At 69.9% G+C, this 21,618-nt stretch carries 24 protein-coding genes; 8 read left to right on the top strand and 16 right to left on the bottom strand.

Annotated elements, in window-relative coordinates; translation table 11 throughout:
• Positions 1–36: 36 nt before the first annotated feature.
• Positions 37–1,944 carry a DUF2264 domain-containing protein gene (locus tag KYX17_RS23455; RefSeq protein ID WP_243229835.1) on the bottom strand — a complete coding sequence of 636 codons (1,908 nt, stop codon included), beginning with the start codon at positions 1,942–1,944 and terminating at the stop codon, positions 37–39.
• A gap of 195 nt (positions 1,945–2,139) precedes the next feature.
• On the opposite strand from KYX17_RS23455, the gene KYX17_RS23450 reads away from it, so the two are divergent.
• Positions 2,140–3,252 carry a substrate-binding domain-containing protein gene (locus KYX17_RS23450; protein WP_243229834.1) on the top strand — a complete coding sequence of 371 codons (1,113 nt, stop codon included), beginning with the start codon at positions 2,140–2,142 and terminating at the stop codon, positions 3,250–3,252.
• Between the two features lie 17 nt (positions 3,253–3,269).
• On the opposite strand, the gene KYX17_RS23445 is transcribed toward KYX17_RS23450, so the two are convergent.
• The gene (locus tag KYX17_RS23445; RefSeq protein WP_243229832.1) at positions 3,270–4,724 is read right to left on the bottom strand and encodes an XRE family transcriptional regulator; all 1,455 of its coding nucleotides are present in this window, start codon (positions 4,722–4,724) and stop codon (positions 3,270–3,272) included.
• Between the two features lie 123 nt (positions 4,725–4,847).
• Between KYX17_RS23445 and aceA the strand changes: the two genes are divergently transcribed.
• Together aceA and aceB are read left to right on the top strand one after the other, a co-directional pair.
• Positions 4,848–6,155, top strand: a complete 1,308-nt coding sequence (aceA, locus tag KYX17_RS23440) for an isocitrate lyase (RefSeq protein WP_243229829.1) — start codon at positions 4,848–4,850, stop codon at positions 6,153–6,155.
• 111 nt (positions 6,156–6,266) lie between these two features.
• Positions 6,267–7,916 carry a malate synthase A gene (aceB, locus tag KYX17_RS23435; RefSeq protein WP_243229827.1) on the top strand — a complete coding sequence of 550 codons (1,650 nt, stop codon included), beginning with the start codon at positions 6,267–6,269 and terminating at the stop codon, positions 7,914–7,916.
• 56 nt (positions 7,917–7,972) lie between these two features.
• Here the strand turns inward: aceB and KYX17_RS23430 are convergent, their stop codons facing one another.
• Positions 7,973–8,968: an aldo/keto reductase gene (locus KYX17_RS23430; RefSeq protein WP_243229826.1), complete on the bottom strand. Its 996-nt coding sequence runs from the start codon at positions 8,966–8,968 to the stop codon at positions 7,973–7,975.
• A gap of 69 nt (positions 8,969–9,037) precedes the next feature.
• Between KYX17_RS23430 and KYX17_RS23425 the strand changes: the two genes are divergently transcribed.
• From KYX17_RS23425 to KYX17_RS23405, 5 genes are all read left to right on the top strand, one after another.
• Positions 9,038–10,513: a PLP-dependent aminotransferase family protein gene (locus KYX17_RS23425; protein ID WP_243229824.1), complete on the top strand. Its 1,476-nt coding sequence runs from the start codon at positions 9,038–9,040 to the stop codon at positions 10,511–10,513.
• A 65-nt stretch (positions 10,514–10,578) separates the two neighbouring features.
• Positions 10,579–10,983: a hypothetical protein gene (locus tag KYX17_RS23420; RefSeq protein WP_243229823.1), complete on the top strand. Its 405-nt coding sequence runs from the start codon at positions 10,579–10,581 to the stop codon at positions 10,981–10,983.
• Between the two features lie 45 nt (positions 10,984–11,028).
• A complete protein-coding gene (locus tag KYX17_RS23415) occupies positions 11,029–11,463 on the top strand; it encodes a hypothetical protein (RefSeq protein WP_243229822.1) in 435 nt (144 codons plus the stop codon).
• A gap of 18 nt (positions 11,464–11,481) precedes the next feature.
• Positions 11,482–11,841 carry a hypothetical protein gene (locus tag KYX17_RS23410; protein ID WP_243229821.1) on the top strand — a complete coding sequence of 120 codons (360 nt, stop codon included), beginning with the start codon at positions 11,482–11,484 and terminating at the stop codon, positions 11,839–11,841.
• Positions 11,842–11,886: 45 nt separating this feature from the next.
• On the top strand, positions 11,887–13,089 hold the full coding sequence (locus tag KYX17_RS23405; RefSeq protein WP_243229820.1) for a pyridoxal phosphate-dependent aminotransferase: 1,203 nt from the start codon (positions 11,887–11,889) through the stop codon (positions 13,087–13,089).
• Between the two features lie 130 nt (positions 13,090–13,219).
• On the opposite strand, the gene KYX17_RS23400 is transcribed toward KYX17_RS23405, so the two are convergent.
• The 13 genes from KYX17_RS23400 to KYX17_RS23340 form a co-directional block, all read right to left on the bottom strand.
• Positions 13,220–13,615 (bottom strand): VOC family protein, encoded by a 396-nt coding sequence (locus tag KYX17_RS23400; RefSeq protein ID WP_243229819.1) that lies wholly within the window; start codon positions 13,613–13,615, stop codon positions 13,220–13,222.
• A gap of 42 nt (positions 13,616–13,657) precedes the next feature.
• Positions 13,658–14,794 (bottom strand): UDP-N-acetylmuramate dehydrogenase, encoded by a 1,137-nt coding sequence (locus KYX17_RS23395; protein WP_243229817.1) that lies wholly within the window; start codon positions 14,792–14,794, stop codon positions 13,658–13,660.
• Positions 14,794–15,192: a MaoC/PaaZ C-terminal domain-containing protein gene (locus KYX17_RS23390; protein ID WP_243229813.1), complete on the bottom strand. Its 399-nt coding sequence runs from the start codon at positions 15,190–15,192 to the stop codon at positions 14,794–14,796. The genes KYX17_RS23395 and KYX17_RS23390 overlap by 1 nt, the downstream gene beginning before the upstream one ends.
• Positions 15,192–15,638, bottom strand: a complete 447-nt coding sequence (locus KYX17_RS23385) for a MaoC family dehydratase N-terminal domain-containing protein (RefSeq protein ID WP_243229812.1) — start codon at positions 15,636–15,638, stop codon at positions 15,192–15,194. Before KYX17_RS23385 ends, KYX17_RS23390 begins: the two co-directional genes overlap by 1 nt.
• Before the next feature lie 44 nt (positions 15,639–15,682).
• Complete coding sequence (locus KYX17_RS23380; RefSeq protein WP_243229811.1) at positions 15,683–16,474, bottom strand: sulfite exporter TauE/SafE family protein; 792 nt, start codon at positions 16,472–16,474, stop codon at positions 15,683–15,685.
• Positions 16,475–16,509: 35 nt separating this feature from the next.
• Positions 16,510–17,292: a bifunctional 2-polyprenyl-6-hydroxyphenol methylase/3-demethylubiquinol 3-O-methyltransferase UbiG gene (locus KYX17_RS23375; RefSeq protein ID WP_243229809.1), complete on the bottom strand. Its 783-nt coding sequence runs from the start codon at positions 17,290–17,292 to the stop codon at positions 16,510–16,512.
• 147 nt (positions 17,293–17,439) lie between these two features.
• A complete protein-coding gene (gene rplQ / locus KYX17_RS23370; RefSeq protein ID WP_243229808.1) occupies positions 17,440–17,973 on the bottom strand; it encodes a 50S ribosomal protein L17 in 534 nt (177 codons plus the stop codon).
• 34 nt (positions 17,974–18,007) lie between these two features.
• Positions 18,008–18,997 (bottom strand): DNA-directed RNA polymerase subunit alpha, encoded by a 990-nt coding sequence (locus tag KYX17_RS23365; protein ID WP_243229807.1) that lies wholly within the window; start codon positions 18,995–18,997, stop codon positions 18,008–18,010.
• 138 nt (positions 18,998–19,135) lie between these two features.
• The gene (gene rpsK, locus KYX17_RS23360; RefSeq protein WP_045249905.1) at positions 19,136–19,534 is read right to left on the bottom strand and encodes a 30S ribosomal protein S11; all 399 of its coding nucleotides are present in this window, start codon (positions 19,532–19,534) and stop codon (positions 19,136–19,138) included.
• 32 nt (positions 19,535–19,566) lie between these two features.
• A complete protein-coding gene (gene rpsM, locus KYX17_RS23355; protein ID WP_243229806.1) occupies positions 19,567–19,941 on the bottom strand; it encodes a 30S ribosomal protein S13 in 375 nt (124 codons plus the stop codon).
• Between the two features lie 172 nt (positions 19,942–20,113).
• On the bottom strand, positions 20,114–20,230 hold the full coding sequence (rpmJ, locus tag KYX17_RS23350) for a 50S ribosomal protein L36 (protein ID WP_005050492.1): 117 nt from the start codon (positions 20,228–20,230) through the stop codon (positions 20,114–20,116).
• 65 nt (positions 20,231–20,295) lie between these two features.
• The gene (gene infA, locus KYX17_RS23345) at positions 20,296–20,517 is read right to left on the bottom strand and encodes a translation initiation factor IF-1 (protein WP_018171468.1); all 222 of its coding nucleotides are present in this window, start codon (positions 20,515–20,517) and stop codon (positions 20,296–20,298) included.
• Positions 20,518–20,715: 198 nt separating this feature from the next.
• Positions 20,716–21,396: a thioredoxin domain-containing protein gene (locus tag KYX17_RS23340; RefSeq protein ID WP_243229805.1), complete on the bottom strand. Its 681-nt coding sequence runs from the start codon at positions 21,394–21,396 to the stop codon at positions 20,716–20,718.
• Positions 21,397–21,618: the final 222 nt, after the last annotated feature.

The raw sequence follows: 21,618 nt of genomic DNA, 5'->3' as shown, positions 1-21,618 counted from the left end.
GATGGCGTTGGCCCGTGGACGGGTCGGATCCGGGTGTCAGGACGCCCGGAGGTCTGTCAGGTCTGCGGTGGTGCGAGTGCCGTCGCCCCAGGTGACCGTGGCGGAATCGCCCTCGATCACGACGGCCGGGGTCCCGGTCGAGCCGGACGGGAGGCCGGCCAGGCGCACGGCGACGGCGGTCCAGCGGCCGGTGACCGGCTCGTAGGAGATCACGGGAACGCGGGCGACGGGACCGAGCGGGCTCGCGTCCGTCCTCTCGGCGATGCTCGCCGTGCCGCCGTGTGTCAGGGCGACGACGGAGCTGACCCGCCCGTCCGCCCGCGCCGAGGCCGTGTCGCCCGTGAGGTCCGACTCGACCGTCTCCGCCGCGATCGCCCAACCGCCGATGCGGAGAGCGGTGGGCGCGGCATCCGGCTCGACCGCGTCGAGACGCACCAGGCGCACCTCCCACGCCCCGCGGACGATCGACCGGATCGTGATCCGACCGGCGAGGGCGACCTCCCCGGTGATCCCGGATCCGTGCCGCACCTGCACCGGAGCCGGGTCGATCCAGTGCGCGTGCGCGGTGGACCCGGCGATCGCCGATTCTCCTCCGATGCGGGCGCCGAGCAGCTGCATGCCCGCGCGATGCGTCGCACGTCCGTCCGCACGGATCAGCGCGACCGACTGCTCGAGGGGCTCCTGCCAGGCGTCCCCGTTCAGCAGCGGGCTCGCCGCCGTCGAGTATCCGATCCGGGTGTACAGGGGCGAATCCCCGACGAGGTCGCCGGGACGGGCGTGGTCGGTGCCGTGGTTGACGACCCGCACGATGCCGTCGTCCCGCGTGACCGAGACGATCCAGCCGGCCGGTTCGACGACGCGCAGCTCGTCCTCCGCCTCGGAGGGCAGCAGGCGCGTCTCGGCCGTCCACACCGGGTGGTCGGCGGGCAGGGCGATGCCCAGCATCCCCTTGGCCGCCCAGTACGGCGAACCGGTGCCGGAGTAGTTCTGCGCCAGACGGCGCCAGGGCCCGTGCCAGCCGAGATCCAGCAGGTCGAGCTCGTTCGGGACGCCATGCTCGGCGAAGTGCGCGACGATGCCCGAGGCCGCGCGGCGCAGCTGCCCGAGCGGAACCGAGGGCACCTCCGCGAACACGCCCGCCCAGAAGGGTGCTGCGGCCGCGAACCGGTAGACGAGGCTGCGCCCCTGGATGAGCGGGGAGCCGTCGGCGCCGACGAGCGCCACGGCGTCGCGCAGGTACTCGTCCAGCCGGGCGATGTCGGCACCCGTCCGGCCGTTCGCGAGGTCGGACGCCCCCTGCATGCGGGCCCACAGGATCGGGTACAGGTGCAGCGCCCAGCCGACGTAGTGGTCGTAGGAGCGCTCGTCGCCGTCGGAGAGCCATCCGCCGCTGCGTACGAAGGAGTCGTGCCTGGCGAGGTCGGCGTCGATGTCGCTCTGCGACCAGGGGCCGCCCACCGAGCGGAGGAAGGTCTGGACGACGATGCGGAACCAGACCCAGTTCGTCTGCGGATAACTGTCGTCGCCGACGACGGGGGCGAGATAGTCGATCACCCGTTGACGGGTGGTCGCGTCGAGACGGTCCCAGATCCAGGGGCGCGTCATGTCGAGGATGAGGGCGATGGATGCCGCCTCGACTTTGGCCTGCGCGTGCTCATCGAGCCGGACCCAGCGATCGGGCGCTTCAGGGTCGACGCCGGCGGCGATTCCGCGGGAGTAGTCGGCGATGAGCTCGTCGACGCCCTCGCCGCGTGCCCCGGCGATGCGGAATCCGGCGAGCAGGAACGTGCGGGCGAATCCCTCGAGCCCGTCGACGTCGCGGCCGTATCCGCCGGAGGTGCCGGGCGGCGTGATGCGGGCGAAGTTCTCGGAGGCCCAGCGGCGGGCGCCGGCGAGCAGCCGATCGGCGTAGGCCAGCCAGTCGTCGCGGGTCCAGTCGTGCACGGATCTCTCCTTTGAAATGCGGGCGGTCGTCTCGGGCAGCGAACCGCATTCGGAGATTAGCAATCTTTTTCGTTCATGACAACACGCAATACGTTTCTTCTTGTTCGCTTATGATCGTTTATAGAATCGGCTCGCCGCGTCTCCCGAGGAGACCGGGTCGATGACGGTAGAAAGTACGGGAAGAGGCGAGGAAGCATGACGGACGACAACGCGCACGCGCTGCTCGCGGCCGAACGGCGCGAGCACGTGCTCGCCGCCCTCGCGCGGGACGGCGCCGTGCGGATCTCGCAGCTCGTGGACGACCTGGGCGTCACCCCGGTGACGCTGCGACGCGACCTTGCCCAGATGGAGGGCGAGGGGCTGCTCGTGCGCGTGCACGGCGGGGCAGTCGCCCCGAAGAGCGCGACAGTCCCGGCATCCCCTCCCGCGGCCGTCACCGACCCGGAGCCGCCCACCAGGACCGTCGCGGTGCTCGTGCCGTCGCTGAACTACTACTGGCCAGGCGTCGTCCGGGGCATGGAGGCCGAGGCGCGTGCCCGAGGGCTGAACGTGGTCCTGCGCGGAGCCTCCTACGAGCTGCAGGACGAGCGCCCCGTCCTCGAGAGGATCGTCGCGAACGACGACATCTCGGGCCTCATCGTGGCGCCGAACACCGACACCCCGCACGCCCAGGACGTCATGCAGTGGCTGCACGAGTCCGGCATCCCCACCGTGCTCGTCGAGCGCGACGCCGTGACCCTGCCGGACGGCGCACCGGTCGAATCGGTCACGACCGATCATGCGCTCGGCGCCCGGCTGGCGGCGCGCCACCTCGCCGCTCTCGGGCACCGGCGCGTGGGACTGGTGATGTCGCGCAACTCGCCGACCTCCCGCAAGATCGCCCAGGGCTGGCACGGCGCGGTCGAGGAGCTCGGGCTCCAGCCGTCCCCGCAGAGGGAGACGATCCTCCCCGACCGCGCGAGCGGCGAGTTCACGGCCGAGGTGAACGCGGCCCTGGATTCGATGAGGGACGCCGGGATCACGGGACTGCTCGTGCACTCGGATCCCGAGGCGATGGCCGTGGTCGACCTCGCCCTGAACCGGGGCATCTCGGTGCCGGAGGACCTGTCGATCATCGCCTACGACGACGAGGTCGCGCAGCTGTTCACGCCGGCGCTGACCGCCGTGAGTCCCCCGCGCGCATCGGTGGGACGCACGGCCGTCGACATGCTCGTGCACCGGATGGGAAGCCCCGACCGCCCCGTGCATCGCGTGCAGCTGAGCCCGCAGCTCATCGTCCGGGCGAGCACCGCCGCTCCGCGGGCCTGAGCGCGTTCGGCGGCCTCTCAGGCGCCCGGGGCGTGCGCCTCGAGGAACTCATACACGTCGGTCGTGTCGACACCGGGGAACGCCCCGGTCGGCAGGGTCGCGAGCAACGTCCGCGGGGTCTTCACGTTCGGCCAGGACTGCTCCCGCCAGCGCTCCTCCAGCTCGGCCGGCGCCCGCCGGCAGCACACCTCGACGGAGTGCTTCGAGACCCCGCGGTGCGGAGTGTCCCGCCCCACGAACCACTTCGTGTCGTCGAAGCGCACGCCCACGCTCACCGAGTGCAACCCCTCGCTCGACGCTTCGACGCGGGCCGTGCACCAGTAGGTGCCGTTTCCGGTGTCGGTGTACTGGTAGTACGGGTTGAACCGGTCGTCCTCGTCGAACACGACCCGGCTCGTCCAGCGCCGGCAGCACATCTGCCCCTCGATCGCACCGAGCCGATCCGTGGGGAAGTTCACGTCGTCGTTCTCGTACGCCTTGGTGATGGTCCCCGACTCGTGCACCTTCAGGAAGTGGACCGGGATGTCGAGGTGGCGCGTCGCGAGATTCGTGAAGCGGTGCGCCGCGGTCTCGTACGAGACCGAATACGCGTCGCGCAGATCCTCGATCGAGATCTCCCTCCGCGACTTCGCCTCCTTCAGCGCCGGGACCACGTGCGCCTCGGGGATCATCAGCGCCCCGGTGAGGTAGTTGGTCTCGACCCGTTGGCGGAGGAACTCCGCATAGCTGCGCGGTTCGGCGTGGCCGAGGATGCGGCTCGACAGCGCCTGGAGCACGGCCGTGCGGGCATCGCCCTTCGCCTGCACCTGCGCGGACAGGTACAGCCGGCCGTGCGCGAGGTCGGCGACGCTGCGAGTGGTCTGCGGAAGGTCGGATGCATAGTGCAGCGTGAAACCGAGGTGCGCGGCGATCTCCGAGGCCGTGCGCTGCGTCAGGGGTCCTGCGGGGTGGTCGACCGCGGCGAGGATCTCGGCCGCCTTCGCTTCGAGGTCGGGGAAGTGGTTGTCCTGGTCGCGCATGAGGTGGCGCAGTTCGACGTTCGCGCGCCGGGCCTCCTCGGGAGTGGCCGCGCGCTCGTCCTTCAGCCGGTCGATCTCGCCGTGCAGTGCCAGGAGCGCCTTCAGCGCCTCGGTCGGCACGCTCTTGCCGATGCGGAACGGCTCCACGCCCAGCGCGCGGAACGTCTGGCCCTTCATGGCGCGTTCCAGCGCCACCTCCAGCGCGCTGCGCTCGTCCAGCGGCTCCCCCTCGAGCAGGGCGTCGATGCTCGTGCCGAGCGCGCGGGCGATCGCCTGCAGCAGCGTGAGCTTCGGTTCGCGTTTGCCGGTCTCGATCATGGACAGCTGGCTGGGGGCCCGAGCGACCGCAGCGGCGAGCGTCTCGAGCGTCATCCCCCGGGCGGTGCGCAGCCGCCGGATGCGGCGGCCGATGGTCAAGGCATCCGTGTCTTCCACGACCTGTGACGGGTTCATGGCCGCGATTCTGTCACGAAAACAGAAATACATGTGAATTTCTCCTCGAATTCGTTCGAAGGCATGCGGCATCTTCACTCACAGTGGATGCCAAGCCCACCCGATCCGACGGAGGAGACAGACATGACGAACACCACGCCGACCGGCCTGCGAGCCGGAGACCAGGTCCAGACGGCCGCCGAGCTCCGGGCGATCTGGAACACCGACCCGCGGTGGGACGGCATCGAGCGCACCTACACCGCCGAAGACGTCATCCGCATCCGCGGTTCGGTCCGTGAGGAGTCGACTCTCGCCCACCGCGGCGCGGAGAACCTCTGGAACCTCCTGCACACCGAGGAGTACGTGCGCGCCCTCGGCGCGTACACCGGCGGGCAGGCCGTGCAGCAGGTCCGCGCAGGGCTCAAAGCCATCTACCTCTCCGGCTGGCAGGTCGCCGCCGACGGCAACCTCGCGGGTCAGACCTACCCCGACCAGTCGCTGTACCCGGCGAACTCGGTCCCGGCGGTCGTCCGGCGCATCAACAACGCGCTGCTGCGCCAGGACCAGCTCGAGCACGCCGAGGGCGAGATCACGCAGGACTGGCTGGCTCCGATCGTGGCGGACGCCGAGGCCGGATTCGGCGGCCCCCTCAACGCGTACGAGCTCGCCCAGTCGCTCATCCAGTCCGGTGCCGCCGGCATCCACTGGGAGGACCAGTTGGCCAGCGAGAAGAAGTGCGGCCACCTCGGCGGGAAGGTGCTCGTGCCCACGCAGCAGCACATCCGCACGCTCAACGCCGCCCGTCTCGCCGCCGACGTCGCCGGCGTTCCGACCGTGATCATCGCCCGCACGGACGCCCTCGCCGCGGACCTGCTCACCAGCGACGTCGACGAGCGCGACCGGCAGTTCACCACCGGCGAGCGCACCACCGAAGGCTTCTACCGGGTCCGGGCCGGCATCGAGTCGGTCATCAGCCGCGGGCTCGCGTTCGCCCCCTACGCCGACCTGCTGTGGGTCGAGACCGGCGAGCCGGACATCGCCCTCGCCCGCGAGTTCGCCCAGGCGATCCATGCCCAGTACCCCGGCAAGCTGCTCGCGTACAACTGCTCCCCCAGCTTCAACTGGCGCCGCCACCTGTCGGATGCCGAGATCGCCACGTTCCAGCAGGAGCTGGCCGAGCTCGGTTACAAGTTCCAGTTCATCACGCTGGCCGGCTTCCACGCCCTGAACCACTCCATGTTCGACCTCGCCCGCGGATACGCCGAGCGCGCCATGAGCGCCTACGTCGACCTGCAGGAGGCCGAGTTCGCCGCCGAGGCATCCGGATACACCGCCACCAAGCACCAGCGCGAGGCGGGCACCGGCTACTTCGACGTCATCTCGACCGCGCTCAACCCCGACAGCGCCACCCTCGCCCTCGCCGGCTCCACCGAGGCCGCGCAGTTCCATTGAAATTCGTTCGTTGAGCGAGCGAAGCGAGTCGAAACGTCTCTCAGACGCAAACGCGTTTCGACTCGTCGCTCCGCTCCTCGCTCAACGAACGAGAGAGACGAAGGATTCATCATGACCACTCCCACCGCTCCCCCGACCGCTCCGTCCCCGACGCTGCACGGGCCCGCCCTGCAGATCACGGGTCCGATGCGCGATCGCTTCGACGAGATCCTCACACCGGAGGCCGTCGCCTTCCTCACCGAGCTGCACCATCGCTTCGCGTCGCGCCGACACGACCGCCTCGCCGATCGCATGCGGCGCCGGTTCGAGATCGGCAACGGGCACGACCCGCGCTTCCGCGACGACACGGCGCACATCCGCGAGGATGCCGAGTGGCGCGTCGCCGGCGCAGGGCCAGGGCTCGAGGACCGCCGCGTCGAGATCACCGGGCCGACCGACCCGAAGATGACGATCAACGCGCTCAACTCCGGCGCACGCGTGTGGCTCGCCGACCAGGAGGACGCCACGAGCCCGACCTGGGGCAACGTCATCGGCGGGCAGCTGTCGCTGCGGGATGCGATCCGGGGCGAGCTCACGCACACCTCCCCGGAGGGCAAGGAGTACCGCGTCACCGCCGAACGCACGCCGACGATCGTCATGCGTCCCCGCGGCTGGCACCTCACCGAGAAGCACCTCACCTTCGTCGACCGCTCCGGCCGTGCCATGGCGGCGTCGGGGTCGCTCGTGGATTTCGGGCTGTACTTCCTGCACAACGCCGCGGCGCTGATCGAGGCCGGCCGCGGTCCGTACTTCTACCTCGCGAAGCTGGAGTCCAGCGAGGAGGCGAAGCTCTGGGACGACATCTTCACCTTCAGCGAGGACTACCTGGGACTCGAGCACGGCACGATCCGGGCCACCGTCCTCATCGAGACGCTGCCGGCGGCGTTCGAGATGGAGGAGATCCTGTTCGAACTGCGCGACCACTGCGCCGGCCTGAACGCGGGCCGCTGGGACTACATCTTCTCGATCATCAAGAACTACCGCGGGCGCGGCGCCCGGTTCGTGCTCCCGGACCGCAGCGAGGTCACGATGACGGTGCCGTTCATGCGGGCCTACACCGAGTTGCTCGTGAAGACCTGCCATCGCCGGGGGGCCTTCGCGATCGGCGGCATGAGCGCGTTCATCCCGAACCGGCGCGACCCCGAGGTCACCCGGAGGGCGATCGAGAAGGTCTCGGCCGACAAGCGCCGCGAGGCCGGCGACGGCTTCGACGGCACCTGGGTCGCGCATCCGGATCTGATCCCGACCGCGCAGGCCGAGTTCGACGCCGTGCTCGGCGACCGCCCCAACCAGATCGATCGCCAGCGCGACGACGTGGAGGTGCGCGCCGAGGACCTGCTCGATCTGCACATCGGCCGTCCGATCACGGATCAGGGCGTGCGGGACAACGTCTCGGTCGCGATCCGCTACCTCGAGGCGTGGTTGCGGGGTCTCGGCGCCGTCGCGATCGACAACCTCATGGAGGATGCCGCGACCGCCGAGATCTCCCGCTCCCAGGTGTGGCAGTGGATCCACCAGGACCGCACCACCGAGGAGGGCACGGCCATCACGGCCGAGCACGTCGAGGGCATCATCGCCGAGCTGCTGGCCGGCATGGACCGTCGGGAGGGCGACCGGTTCGACGACGCCGCGGAGATCTTCCGCGAGGTGTCCCTCGGCGCGGAGTTCCCCGCGTTCCTCACGATCGGCGCCTACAACAGGTACCTCGTCGAGGCCGACTGATCGCACCGGCCGATGCTCCTCCGGACCAGCTCCGGAGGAGCATCGGCCGGTGATGGTCACGCCCCGACGGGCTCGGCGTCCAGCCGCTCGCGGACGCCGGCGTCGAGGATCAGATCCGGGGCGCCCAGCGCCTCCTCCAGCTGCGCGATGCTCGAGACCCCGATGACCGGGATCACGGGAACCTCGCCGCCGAGCAGCCACGCGAGGGCGACCTGGTTCGGAGTCGCCCCGATCTCAGCGGCGATCTCGTGCAGCACGGCGCGGCGGGCGCGGCTGGTCGGGTGGTCCACTCCGCCCCACAGCGGCTTGTCCAGGCGTGCTATCGCGCCCTGGTGCAGCGGCGAGTACGCGGTGATGGCGAGCTGCGGCCTCTCCCGGGTCCCGGTCGACGCCGCGTAGTCGAGCAGGCCCGGTGTCACGAAGTTGTTGCGCCCGAAGCGCGGCGCCGGGTGCAGATAGCTGTACTGCTGCTGCACGACGCCGTACGGAGCGACGCCCTGGCGGCGGGCCTCCTCGCGCGCCTCGACGACCCGCCAGGTCGCGACGTTCGAGATTCCCGCGATGCCGATCAGCCCCTCGCGTTGGAGATCGCCGAAGGCGCCGACGGTCTCGGCGAGTTCCACCTCGCGGTCGTCGACGTGACCGTAGAGCACGTCGATGCGGTCGACGCCGAGGTGCCTCGCGCTCTCCGGCGCCTGCTTGCGGATGACCTCGGCCGACAGGCCCTCGTAGTTCGTCGGCGGCGTGGTGGACAGCGGCTTGGACGGGTCCTTCTTCGCCGCGCCGACCTTGGTCGCGATGCGCAGTGAGTCGCGGTGTCCGCGCTCGCGCAGCCAGGCGCCGAGGAGGTCTTCGCTGTCGCGACCTGTTCCCCCGACCCAGGCGTTGTAGTTGTTCGCCGTGTCGAGGAAGGTCCCTCCCGCCTCGACGAAGCGGTCGAGGATCGCCCGGGCAGTGGCGGGATCCGTGCGCGTGCCGAAGTTCATCGCCCCCAGGCAGAGCGTCGAGACCTCGAAGGAGGTGGTGCCGTCGGTGAGAGTGCGGTACTGCATGGGAGTGTCCTTTCGCGGAGATGACTCCACGGTACGAAGCCATCGGCCCGGCAGTACACTCCAATCAGCATGCAGAAGACCAGACCGATTCTCGCGTGGGACACGCTCCTCGACCTCGGCGACTCCGCAGCCCCCGAGCGCAGGAACCTGCGCGACCGGCTCGAGCACGCGCTCCGCCAGGCGATCGACGAGGGACGGATCCCGCGCGGTTCCGCGCTTCCGCCCAGCCGCTCCCTCGCCGAGACGCTCGGCGTCTCGCGCTGGGTGGTGACCGAGGTCTACGGGCAGCTCGTCGCCGAGGGCGTGCTCGAGGCCCGGACAGGTTCGGCGACCACGGTCGCCGTGCAGCCCGGGCTCGCCGTGCCGGATGCCGAAAGCGGCACCGTGCGCCGTCCGCGATCCGATGCGCCAGGCACACCGAGCTCTCGTCGCCCGCCCCAGAGGCTCGCACCATGCTACGACCTCAGACCGGGGCTTCCCGATCTGCGGGCCATCCCGCGCTCGCGCTGGTCCGCGGCGGTCCGCTCTGCGCTGGCCGATCTCCCGGACCGGGCGTTCGCGACGGAACTCGGCGCCGGGCACCGCCCAGCCCGGGAGGCGGTCGCCTCCTATCTGGCCCGTTCCCGTCGCGTGTCGGCCGACGCCGGCGACATCGTGATCACGCACGGCGCGACCGACGGCATGCGGATCCTCGCCCGGGAACTGCACCGGCGCGGGCATCGTCATCTGCTCGTCGAGGATCCGAGCTGGCCGCGCCTGCGCGACGTCGCGGAGGAGTGCGGGCTCGCTCCGGTTCCCGTCGGCGTCGATGGCGACGGCGTCGACACCGACGCTCTTCGCACTGCGGCCCGGCGCACCGGTGCGCGTGCCGCACTGCTCACACCCGCGCACCAGTTCCCGCTCGGCGCCGCTCTGTCACCCCAGCGGCGGGAGCAGATCGTCTCCTGGGCGCGCGATGTCGACGCCGTGCTGATCGAGGACGACTACGACGCCGAGTTCCGCTACGACCGCCGCCCGGTCGCCGCACTGCAGAGACTCGCACCGGACCGCGTCGCTCTGATCGGATCGCTGTCGAAGTCGATCGCACCGGGCCTGGGGCTGGGGTGGCTGGTGCTGCCGCGCGGACTGGGCGCGTCACCGGCGAGCACGCCGTCACTCGTCGATCAGGCGGCGCTCGCGCATTTCCTCACGGAAGGGGACCTGGAACGCCATCTCCGCCGGGCCCGCGCCCGGTTCCGGCGTCGCCGCAGCGCCCTGCTCGCCGCCCTGGAGCGCGAACTGCCCGACCTCGACGTGTCCGGGATCGCGGCGGGGATGCATCTCGTGCTCGCTCTCCCCGCTGGGGCGTCGACACAGGACATCGTGCGCCGCGCCGCCGAGCGCGACGTCGCCGTGGTCGCGCTGGAGAGGTACGCGTTCCGGAGTCCGTCGCGGCCGGGGCTGGTGCTGGGCTACGGCAACCTCGACGACGCGCTGGTGGACGAAGCGGTCGTCCGCCTCGCCCAGGTCATCCGCGACGCCGCCCGCGAGTCGCAGCCGATGTGACCGACTCCCGCCGCCCTGTGGATAACCCGAGATCCCCGTCGGCGCTCGGGCGTACGCTCGCGAACATGTCGAGCCTCGCCATCACCTACCGGCAGGCGGCCCCGTTCCGCCGGGTCGCCTCGGTCCTGCTCAGCATCCTGACCGTCGTGCTCTCCATCGCGATCCTCGCGGTCTTCGTCACCCGCCCGTCGACGTTCCTTGGCGAGGGGACGTTCGGGCTCGACCCGGTCCGCACGGCCCTGATGGAGTCGCGCGAAGTCCTTCCTCTCGCCCCCATCGCGGCTCTCGCCCTGCTCATCGGGATGCAGAAGAGGGATGCATCCGGCCGTCCGGTGCGCCGGGTGCCGATGGCCTTCGGCGTCGCGGCGGCCATCCTGTGCGCGCTGACCGTCGTCTATCCGAACGTGTCGGTGATCATCGCGGCGCTCCTCTCCATCGTGGGCTTCCTGGTGATGAACGGCGCAGGATGACGCGACGGCGGCCCTCGTCGGGTCGGCGCGGCGTACCCTGGGGTCATGACCGATGCGTGGAGCGGGATCGCCCGCGAGTTCCTCCACAACAACGCTACGGGGCCGCGACTGCTCGCCGTCTCCGGCGCCGAGGAGGATCGCTCGCGTCGCGCCGCCGACGAGCTCGCCGCAGCCCTCGCCGAACAGGGCGTGGCGGTCGAGCGCACGCATGCGGATGCGACGGAGGCCGCTGATCTGCGCGAGCGCGTCGTCGCCCCCTTCCGTGCCGACCGCTCAGCCGATCGCGTCCTGGTCGTCTCCGGTCCGGACGGTCTGCTGTCGGACGAGGTCCGCGGGCTCTGGCACTTCACGCTCTGGAACTCCGCGGGAGACGAGCCGACGCATCCCGATGCCGCCTCGCTCGTGGACATGACGGACCCGGCCCGCCCGTATCGCCGCTACGCCGATTCGTGCGGCACGGCGGAGTGCTGCAGCGACTGAGGCCGGTAGCCTGTCGCCATGACCGAGGATCGCGCCGTGACCGTCCCCCTCCGGGTGCGCGTCGCTCGGGTCCTCGTGATCGTGGCGCTCAGCATCGCCGTGCTGTCGCTCATCGTGGCGCTCCAGACGACGCTCACCGCCGGGGCGTGGCCGCACGAGACCAGGGCGCTGCCGGGTCTGCTCGGGGGCGTTCTTCCCGCCCTGGCGATCGCCACGATGATGCTGGCGGTCGTGGGCGCCGTTCTCGTGCTGCCGCCGCCGCGCCACCTCCGAGTGCTGCTGCCCGTCCTGATCGCGGTCGCGCTGGCGATCCTCACGATCTGGGTCGTCGCGGCCTCGCCCGTGTTCGCTCCGCTCGACTGCGGCGCGTCCTGCTGAGACGGCGGATGCCGGCGCGCACGCCTTCCGAGTAGCATCGGAGGCGTGACCGAACGCGCTCCCGTCTCCCGCAAGCTGTCCGCCATCGCCGAGTCCGCGACCCTCAAGGTGGATGCCAAGGCCAAGGCTCTCAAGGCCGAGGGCAAGCCGGTCATCTCCTATGCCGCCGGCGAGCCCGACTTCGCGACGCCGCAGTTCATCGTGGATGCCGCGGCCGCCGCCCTGGCCGAGCCCGCCAGCTATCGCTACACGCCCGCTCCGGGTCTTCCGGCTCTGCGCGAGGCGATCGCCGAGAAGACGCTGCGCGACTCGGGGCTCGCGGTCCAGCCCTCCCAGGTCATCGTCACCAACGGGGGCAAGCAGGCCGTCTACCAGGCTTTCCAGGCCGTCGTGAATCCCGGCGACGAGGTCCTGCTGCCCGCGCCGTACTGGACGACCTACCCCGAGGCGATCCGGCTGGCCGACGGCATTCCGGTCGAGGTGTTCGCCGGTGCCGAGCAGGACTACAAGGTCACGGTGGAGCAGCTCGAGGCGGCCCGCACCGACCGAACGACGGTGCTCGTGTTCGTGTCGCCCTCGAACCCGACCGGTTCGGTCTACACGGCCGACGAGACGCGTGCCATCGGCGAGTGGGCGGTCGAGCACGGCATCTGGATCATCTCCGACGAGATCTACCAGAACCTCACCTACGAGGGCACGAAGGCGACCTCGATCGTCGAGGCCGTGCCGGATGCCGCGAACCAGACGATCCTCGTCAACGGCGTCGCCAAGACCTACGCCATGACCGGATGGCGCGTGGGCTGGATGGTCGGCCCCGCCGACGCCATCAAGGTCGCCGGCAACCTGCAGTCGCACCTGTCGAGCAACGTGAACAACGTGGCGCAGAAGGCGGCGATCGCGGCGCTGACCGGACCGCAGACCGAGGCCGAGCAGTTCCGCGAGGCGTTCGACCGACGCCGGCGCCGGATCGTCGCGGAGCTGTCGCAGATCGAGGGCGTGAAGGTCCCGAACCCGCTCGGTGCGTTCTACGTGTACCCGGACGTGCAGGGCCTGCTGAACCGCACGTGGGGCGGCGTGACGCCGACGACGTCTCTGGAACTCGCTGATCTCATCCTCGAGCAGGCCGAGGTCGCCGTGGTCCCCGGCGAGGCCTTCGGACCGTCCGGGTACCTGCGCCTGTCGTACGCCCTGGGCGACGACCAGCTGCTCGAGGGCGTCCAGCGCCTCCAGCGCCTGTTCGCGTCCTGACCCTCCGCGGTCGCACCTGCGCGGCCCGCCCCGGCCCTCGCGAGACCTCTCCCTGCTGACGAGACCCCGCCGTATTCGCGCGAATACGGCGGGGTCTCGTCAATCATGAGAGGTGTCCCGTCGGGAGCGGTCAGTCCTCGAAGCCGATCAGCCAGCGGATGCCGTAGCGGTCGACGACCTGGCCGTCATAGTCTCCCCAGGGTCGCTTCTGCAGCGGGTCGACGACCCGCCCTCCTGCGGCGAGGACGTCGAACCAGCGCGTGAGGGTCGCGGCATCCGCGGTCCCCAGCAGCGAGAAACTCGCGCCCACGATGTGCACGGCGTCCTCGTCCGGCCCGGCGTCCGCCGCGAACAGCTCGACGGGGCCCGACACGTGCCCGTGGGCGATCGCGTCGTCCGGGCCGTCGACGCGACTGAACTGCGCGTAGGTGGCCAGCGAGAGCTCGCCACCGAACACCTCGCGGTAGAAGGTGAGCGCTTCCGCGGCGTTGCCGGGGAAGAAGAGGTACGGGACGAGTCCGGGCATGACGCGAGCCTACGCCCGCGCCCTCCTCCGCGGCGAGGCGGTCTAGATCTCGACGCCGACGAGCACGGGTTCCGGCTGCAGCATCAGCCCGAACTCCGACTGCACGCGGCTGGAGATGTAGCGGGCGAGCTCGGCGATCTCGCCCGCGGTCGCGCCGCCGCGGTTCGTCAGCGCCAGCGCATGCTTGGTCGACACTCCGGCGCGCGAGCGCGGCAGCCGGAACCCCTTGGAGATGCCGGAATGCTCGATGAGCCAGGCCGCCGACACCTTGACCTCGGCCGGCGCCGTGGCGAGCGGAGGCAGCGCTCCGTCGTATGCGCCGAGCGGAATGACCGTCACGGCGTCCAGGTCGGGCGCGACCGGCCAGCGCGGGCACTCGGCCGGAAGCGTCCGTGCGACGGACTCCGGCACGATCGCGTTCTGGAAGAACGACCCCGCACTGGCGGTGTCCGCGTCGTCGGGGTCCAGCAGCATTCCCTTCGCGGCACGCGTCGCGAGGATCCGCTCCCGCACCCACGCCAGCGGAACCGGCGCCTCATTCTCCAGCGCCAGTGCACGGCGGAGCTGCTCGCCGCGGACGATGCGTCCGGCATCCCCCACGACCGCGAGGTCCAGCGTGACGGACAGGATGACCGCGCGGCGCAGCGGCACCCCGCCGTAGTGATGCTTCAGGACGGACGTGCGGAATCCCAGGCCGAGGTCGGATGCCGGCACGGTCGACACCTCTCCGGTGGCCTCGTCGATCAGCTCGACCTCGACGAGCGTCTCCTGGATCTCCTGTCCGTAGGCGCCCACGTTCTGCACCGGCGCCGCGCCGACCGTCCCGGGGATCCCGCTCATGGCCTCGATGCCCGCGAGCCCCTGCTCCACGGTGTGCGCGACCAAGGCGTCCCAGTCGTGCCCCGCCTGCACGCGCAACCGGGTGCGTCCGCGATGGGGGGAATCGAGCCGCTCGATCCCCGTGGTGAGCACGCGGATGACGGTGCCCTCGAATGCCTCGTCCCCCACGAACAGGTTGGATCCGCCGCCGAGCACGAACCATTCGTCACCCCGGGACCAGACCTCGCGCAGCGCCGCGACGAGCTCGTCGGCGGTGCGCGCCTCGAGCATCCGCTCCGGCGCGGCACCGGTGCGCAGCGTCGTCAGCTGCGACAGGGCGATCGGCGAGACCTCCGGCATCAGATCGCGACGCGCAGCTGCGCCTTGCCGAGGACCGTGGTGTCGCCGAAGGTGACCTTCAGGTCGATGCGGGCACCGGCCTCGTCGACCGCTCCGACGGTGGCGACCACGCGCACGTCGGCACCGGCCTCCGGGTCGACGACGACGGGCTTGGTGAACCGGACGCCGTACTCCGTGATCGCAGCGGCGTCGCCGAGCGCCGAGACCACGACCGAAGAGGCGATGCCCATCGTCAGCATCCCGTGCGCGAGGACGCCGGGAAGGCCGACGGCGGCCGCCACGTCGTCGCGGTAGTGAATGGGGTTGAAGTCCCCGGAAGCCCCCGCATAGCGGACCAGCGACTCGCGGGTCAGGTGGATCTCGCGCTCGGCGACGACATCTCCGACGGTGAAGGCCATCACTCCCCCTCTCCCACCAGCAGCACGCTGGTGGCCGTCACGACGTGTGCGCCGGCGGCGTCCGTGATCTCGGCCTCGCTCGTGATCATCGCGTTGCCGCCGACCGTGCGGATGCCCGTGACCTTCAGGCGGCCGCTCAGCTCGTCGCCGGCGATGATCGGCCGCGTGTAGGCGAAGCGCTGCTCTGCGTGGATCGTGCGCGCCAGAACGATGCCCGAGCCCGGCTCAGCGAGCAGCTGCTGCAGCGTCTGGTCCTGGATCACCATCGCGAACGTCGGCGGGGCGACGACGTCGGCGTAGCCGAGGGCGCGAGCCGCCTCCACATCGGTGTGCAGGGGCGCGTCGGCGAAGACGGCGCGCGCGAACTCGCGCACCTTCTCGCGTCCGACGAGGTACGGGGCCGTCGGCGGGAACTCCCGGCCGACCAGTTCGGTGTTGACAGGCACCCGTCGAGTCTACCGACCGGGGCGGGCCGCTCAGCGCCCGCCTTTCAGCGCCGCCGGCCGCGGATGGCCTTGAGCGACATCTGCACGGCGATCACCACGAGATACGCCGCGAACAGGATGTTCCCGAGAAGCGGATCGATGAGGGTCGCCAGCCACGCGCCGAGAGCGGTCGTGGTGCAGGCTGCGATGCCGATGGTCACGGCGGCCGTGAGGTCCACGTTGCGGTGACGGATGTTCCCGAAGGTGCCGGAGATCGCGGTCGGGATCATCATGAGCAGCGAGGTGCCCTTCGCGACGAGATCGCTGGTGCCGAACGCGAGCATCAGCACGGGAACGACGACGACGCCCCCGCCGACTCCGATGAGTCCGGACAGGATGCCGGTGCCGACGCCGACCACGACCAGAGCGATACCCGAGATCCAGGACAGCTCGAAGGCGGCATCCCGCGAAGGGATCACGACGAACAGGCTGATGATCACGACGACGAGGAACGCGACGAAGCCCCAGCGCAGGGCCGTCTGCGAGATCCGCTGGAGCAGGCGCGTGCCGATCTGGGCGCCGACGACGGCGCCCGCCGCGAGGATGATCGCCGGGATCCACGCCACCGAGCCGTGCACCGCGTACGAGATCACGCCCACGGCCGCCGTGGGGACGATCGCCGCGAGCGACGTCCCGGCGGCGAGGCGCTGGTCGAAGTGCAGCAGCAGCACGAGCAGCGGAACGATGACCGTGCCTCCGCCGACGCCGAACAGTCCGGACAACAGGCCCGCCAGGAGGCCGATGACGATGAAGGACAGATACGCCCGGGGGCCGCGCTGAATCCGAGCGTCACTCACCCGTCCACCCTACGCCCGCCCGCGGCGCTGATCCGTCAGCGCACGCGCGCGACGGCCAGCAGATGCGTGCTGAAGTCCCGGATGCCGGGCTCGGCGCTGGTCGCACGTGCGAGCGCGAGCGCGGCGTCCATCAGATCAGCGCGGTCGGCCGCGATCTGTTCGAGGGCGAGACCACCGGGGCCCTCCACGCCGTGGACCGCGAGCACCTCGAGTCCGGCATCCGACACCTCGTCGGCGAGCTCCTCAGCGGTGTGGAAGTGTCCGGCGGGGAACCGGCCGTTCCCCGTCGGGACGCCCTGCTCCCACAGCGCGGTCATCGCGGCATCCGCGCGCACGGGTCGCCCGAGCACGTTCGCGCCGAAGGCGATGTAGCGCGACAGCGCCGCCGCGAACACCGACCCGCCGGGGCGCGTGACGCGACGGGCCTCGTTCAGCGCTCGAACGCGATCGGTAGCCGAGGCCAGATGGTAGAGCGGGCCGAGCATCAGCACGGCGTCGAAGGAGCCGTCAGGGAACGGGAGGCTGCGGGCGTCTCCAATCTGGGAGGCGACTCCCGATGCCGCGGCTGCCGCCACATGTTCGGGAACGGGATCGATCAGGATGACGTCGAATCCGCGTTCCTGCAGCGATCGGGCGTGCACCCCCGTCCCTCCGCCGACGTCCAGGACCCGCCCCTCGTCGATGTGGGCGGCGATCAGCTCCTGGGTGCGCCGATGCTCCAGCGGTCCCTGCGCCGATCGAGTCGTCAGCCGGGCTCCCTCATCGAACACACCGCCGTAGTAGGCGCGCACCTGCTCGTCGATCTCGCGCTGATCCATCCGTCCCGCCTCTCGCCGTGAGGGGCATCCTCCCACATTCCCGACCGGGGACGCTCCGCCTCTGCCTCGACGGCTTCGTCGGCCGGAGGAGAAACGACGAAGCCCGCCGTCCCCTGGGAACGGCGGGCTTCGTGAGGAAGCGGATGCTTACTCGGACTTCTCCTCGGCAGCGGCCTCGGCGGGAGCCTCCTCGGCCGGAGCCTCGGTCGTCTCCTCGACGGCCTCTTCTGCCGGAGCCTCCTCGGCGGGCGCCTCTTCGACCTTCTCGGCCTTCGGGGCGGCCTTCGCTGCCGGCTTGGCAGCCTTCTTCGCCTTCGGCGAGACCGGCTCGAGGACGAGCTCGATCACGGCCATGGGGGCGTTGTCGCCCTTGCGGTTGCCGACCTTGGTGATGCGCGTGTAGCCACCCTCGCGGTCCGCGACGAGCGGAGCGATCTCGGTGAACAGGACGTGCACGACTTCCTTGTCACCGATGACCGACAGCACCCGGCGGCGGGCGTGCAGGTCGCCGCGCTTGGCGAAGGTGATCAGGCGCTCGGCGAGCGGACGCAGGCGCTTGGCCTTGGTCTCGGTCGTCTTGATCGACTTGTGGGTGAACAGAGCCGCCGCGAGGTTGGCAAGCAGCAGGCGCTCGTGTGCGGGGCCGCCTCCGAGGCGGGGACCCTTGGTGGGCTTGGGCATATTCGTCTAACTCCTGGTCAGAATTTCGGGAAGGTCAGAAGGACTCGTCTTCGCTGCCGCCGTAGAAGTGGGCGCCGTCGAAACCGGGCACCGAATCCTTGAGCGACAGTCCGAGCGAGATGAGCTTGTCGCGCACCTCGTCGACCGACTTCTGGCCGAAGTTGCGGATGTTCATGAGCTGCGTCTCCGACAGGGCGACGAGCTCGGACACCGTGTTGATGCCCTCGCGCTTGAGGCAGTTGTACGAGCGCACGGACAGGTCCAGGTCCTCGATCGGCATCGACAGCTCGCTGGAGGCGACGGCCTCCACCGGGGCCGGACCGATCTCGATGCCCTCGGCCTCGACGTTCAGCTCGCGGGCGAGGCCGAACAGCTCGGTGAGAGTCTTGGCAGCCGAGGCGACGGCGTCGCGGGGGCTGATCGCGGACTTGGTCTCGACGTCCAGGACGAGCTTGTCGAAGTCGGTGCGCTCACCCGCACGGGTGGCGTCGACGCGGTAGCTGACCTTGAGCACCGGCGAGTAGATCGAGTCGATCGGGATCTGACCGGCCTCGGCGTACTCGTTGCGGTTCTGCGTGGCGGACACGTATCCCCGGCCGCGCTCGATCGTGAGCTCCAGCTCGAACTTCGCGGTGTCGTTCAGGGTCGCGATGACGAGCTCGGGGTTGTGCACCTCGACACCGGCCGGAGCCGAGATGTCCGCCGCGGTGACCTCACCGGCGCCGGTCTTGCGCAGGTACGCGGTGATGGGCTCGTCACGCTCGCTGGAGACGACCAGCTGCTTGATGTTGAGGATGATCTCGGTGACATCCTCCTTCACGCCGGGGATGGTGCTGAACTCGTGCAGCACGCCGTCGATGCGGATGCTGGTGACAGCAGCACCGGGGATCGACGAGAGCAGGCTGCGACGCAGCGCGTTGCCGATGGTGTAGCCGAAGCCGGGCTCGAGCGGCTCGATGACGAACCGGCTGCGGTTCTCGGCGATCTTTTCCTCGGTCAGTGTGGGACGCTGTGCGATGAGCACTGTGTGTTCCTTTCGATCACATGCCCGCTATATGACATGTGGTGGGTGAGGTTCTTGAGTTGTGGAGACCTGCGGCGAGGATGCCGGTCCCGGCGACGGCTCTGAGAGCGTCGCGGGACCCGGCATCCTCGAACGGAATCAGACGCGGCGGCGCTTCGGCGGGCGGCAGCCGTTGTGAGCCTGCGGCGTGACGTCCTGGATCGACCCGACCTCGAGGCCGGCGGCCTGAAGCGAGCGGATCGCGGTCTCGCGGCCCGAACCCGGACCCTTCACGAAGACGTCCACCTTCTTGACCCCGTGCTCCTGGGCCTGGCGGGCAGCCGACTCGGCGGCCATGCCGGCCGCGTACGGGGTCGACTTGCGCGAGCCCTTGAAGCCCACGCCACCGGAGGACGCCCAGCTGATGACAGCGCCGGACGGGTCGGTGATGGAAACGATCGTGTTGTTGAACGTCGACTTGATGTGGGCCTGGCCCAGCGCGATGTTCTTCTTCTCCTTGCGGCGCGGCTTGCGCGCGGCGGCCTTGGGTGCAGCCATGAAAATGTTCTCCTAGTCCCTGGGGCCGCTGCTCAGCGGGCCTTCTTCTTGCCGGCGACGGTGCGCTTCGGGCCCTTGCGGGTACGGGCGTTGGTCTTGGTGCGCTGGCCGCGGACCGGGAGACCACGACGGTGGCGGATGCCCTCGTAGGAGCCGATCTCGACCTTGCGGCGGATGTCTGCGGCGACCTCGCGGCGCAGGTCACCCTCCACCTTGTAGTTGCCTTCGATGTAGTCGCGGAGCGCGACGAGCTGCTCGTCACTGAGGTCCTTGACGCGGATCGACTCGTCGATCTCGGTGGCCTTGAGGATCTCGACCGAGCGGGTACGGCCGACGCCGTAGATGTAGGTAAGGGCGATCACCACGCGCTTGTCGCGCGGGATGTCAACGCCGGCAAGACGTGCCATGCGAATCTCCTGGGTGTGGTGGAGGTGTGGAGCAGGATCGGTGCCCGGGCCTCCGCCCCGAGGTGTCCCCCACGCTCGTGGGTTCTGATCCTGCCTTTTCATTTCCCGGTCGTTGAGCGAGCGAAGCGAGTCGAAACGCTCTGACCAGGCGGTGTTAAGTTGTGCTGCTCGATCAGCCCTGGCGCTGCTTGTGGCGCGGGTTGCTCTTGCAGATCACCATGACGCGGCCGTGACGACGGATCACCTTGCAGTGGTCGCAGATGGGCTTGACGCTGGGGTTGACCTTCATTGTGTTTCCTGTTCGCTGTCTTCACCGGGCAGGCGCGAGCGCCTGGGGTGTTACTTCTCGACCGATCAGCGGTAGCGGTAGACGATGCGGCCGCGGGTCAGGTCGTAGGGGCTGAGCTCCACGACCACGCGGTCCTCGGGGATGATGCGGATGTAGTTCTGCCGCATCTTGCCGGAGATCGTTGCAAGAACCTTGTGCCCGTTGCTGAGCTCAACGCGGAACATCGCGTTGGGCAGCGCCTCGGACACGACGCCCTCGATCTCGATGACACCGTCTTTCTTAGCCATAAACTCGCTGACGCTTCTGCAGATCGGCCGATCTGCGGTGGATGGATGGGTTGGATGCTCGCCTCGCCGGACACGCCGAATCAAGGCGCAAAGCACCAAAGATCTATGTTAGACGACGCCGGCGCATCCGGCAAATGGGATCCGGTGCGGAAAAGCGGTGGGACGCATCCGAGGATGCGTCCCACCGCTTCTGTGTCGTCAGCCGAGGATCTCGGCGAAGCGCGTGCCGATGTCGGCGTTGTCGATCCGCTCACCGTCGATGGCCACGGTGGGGGTGCCGACGCGTCCGGTCGCCGGGTCCGGCGGGGTGTTGTCGACCTGATCCTGCGTGTACTGCATGTAGGTGCCCTCGGTGATGCAGTCCGCAGCAGCACCGGCACCCGCCTGCTCGGCGAGGCCCACGAGCTCCTCATCCGTCAGCCCGGCGGTCTGCTCCTCCGGCTGGTTCTCGAAGAGGAGGTTGAAGTAGTCCAGCGCCGCGTCCGGGGCCTCGGCCGCGACGCAGTACATCGAGCCGGCGGCCCGAGAGGAGAACTCCGTGCCCTGGGATGCGCCGTCGAGAATGGAGATCGGGTGGATGTTCAGGGTGATCTCGTCGTTGGCCGCGGCATCCTGCAATGCCTCACCGTACGCGTCCTCGAACTGTCCGCAGATCGGGCACATGAAGTCCACGTAGGTGTCGATCGTCGTCTCGCCCTCGCCGAAGCTGATGGCGCCCGTCTCCGAGTTCACGATCCCCGCGGTCTCCGGAGCTGTTCCGGGGGCGGTGGCCTGGTTGTTCAGGAACACGACGAAGCCGCCGAGCACCACCAGGACGACCACCACGGCGGCCGAGATCCAGATGGCGAACCAGTTGGTCTTGCCCTGTGCTGCTGCCATTGCTTTCCGTTCTCTCGAGGCTCGCGGTTCGCGAGTCCGATGTGAAGTCTGAGGCGCGCGAGCGCGCCACCGTCCATCCTCCCGCCCAATCCTATGCGCCCGTTGTGAACCCCCTCTCCCCCTCCCCTCCCCTCCCCTCCCCCTCCCCTCCCCCCAATCCGCGAGACTTGGTTTGTGGAGTGAGACTTGCGCATCCTGGCCAAGTCTCGCACTGCAAAGGAA

Source organism: Microbacterium sp. CIAB417, from assembly GCF_022788845.1.
Note: the sequence above shows the minus strand (reverse complement) of the source record. Positions and strands in the feature narration are given on the sequence as shown.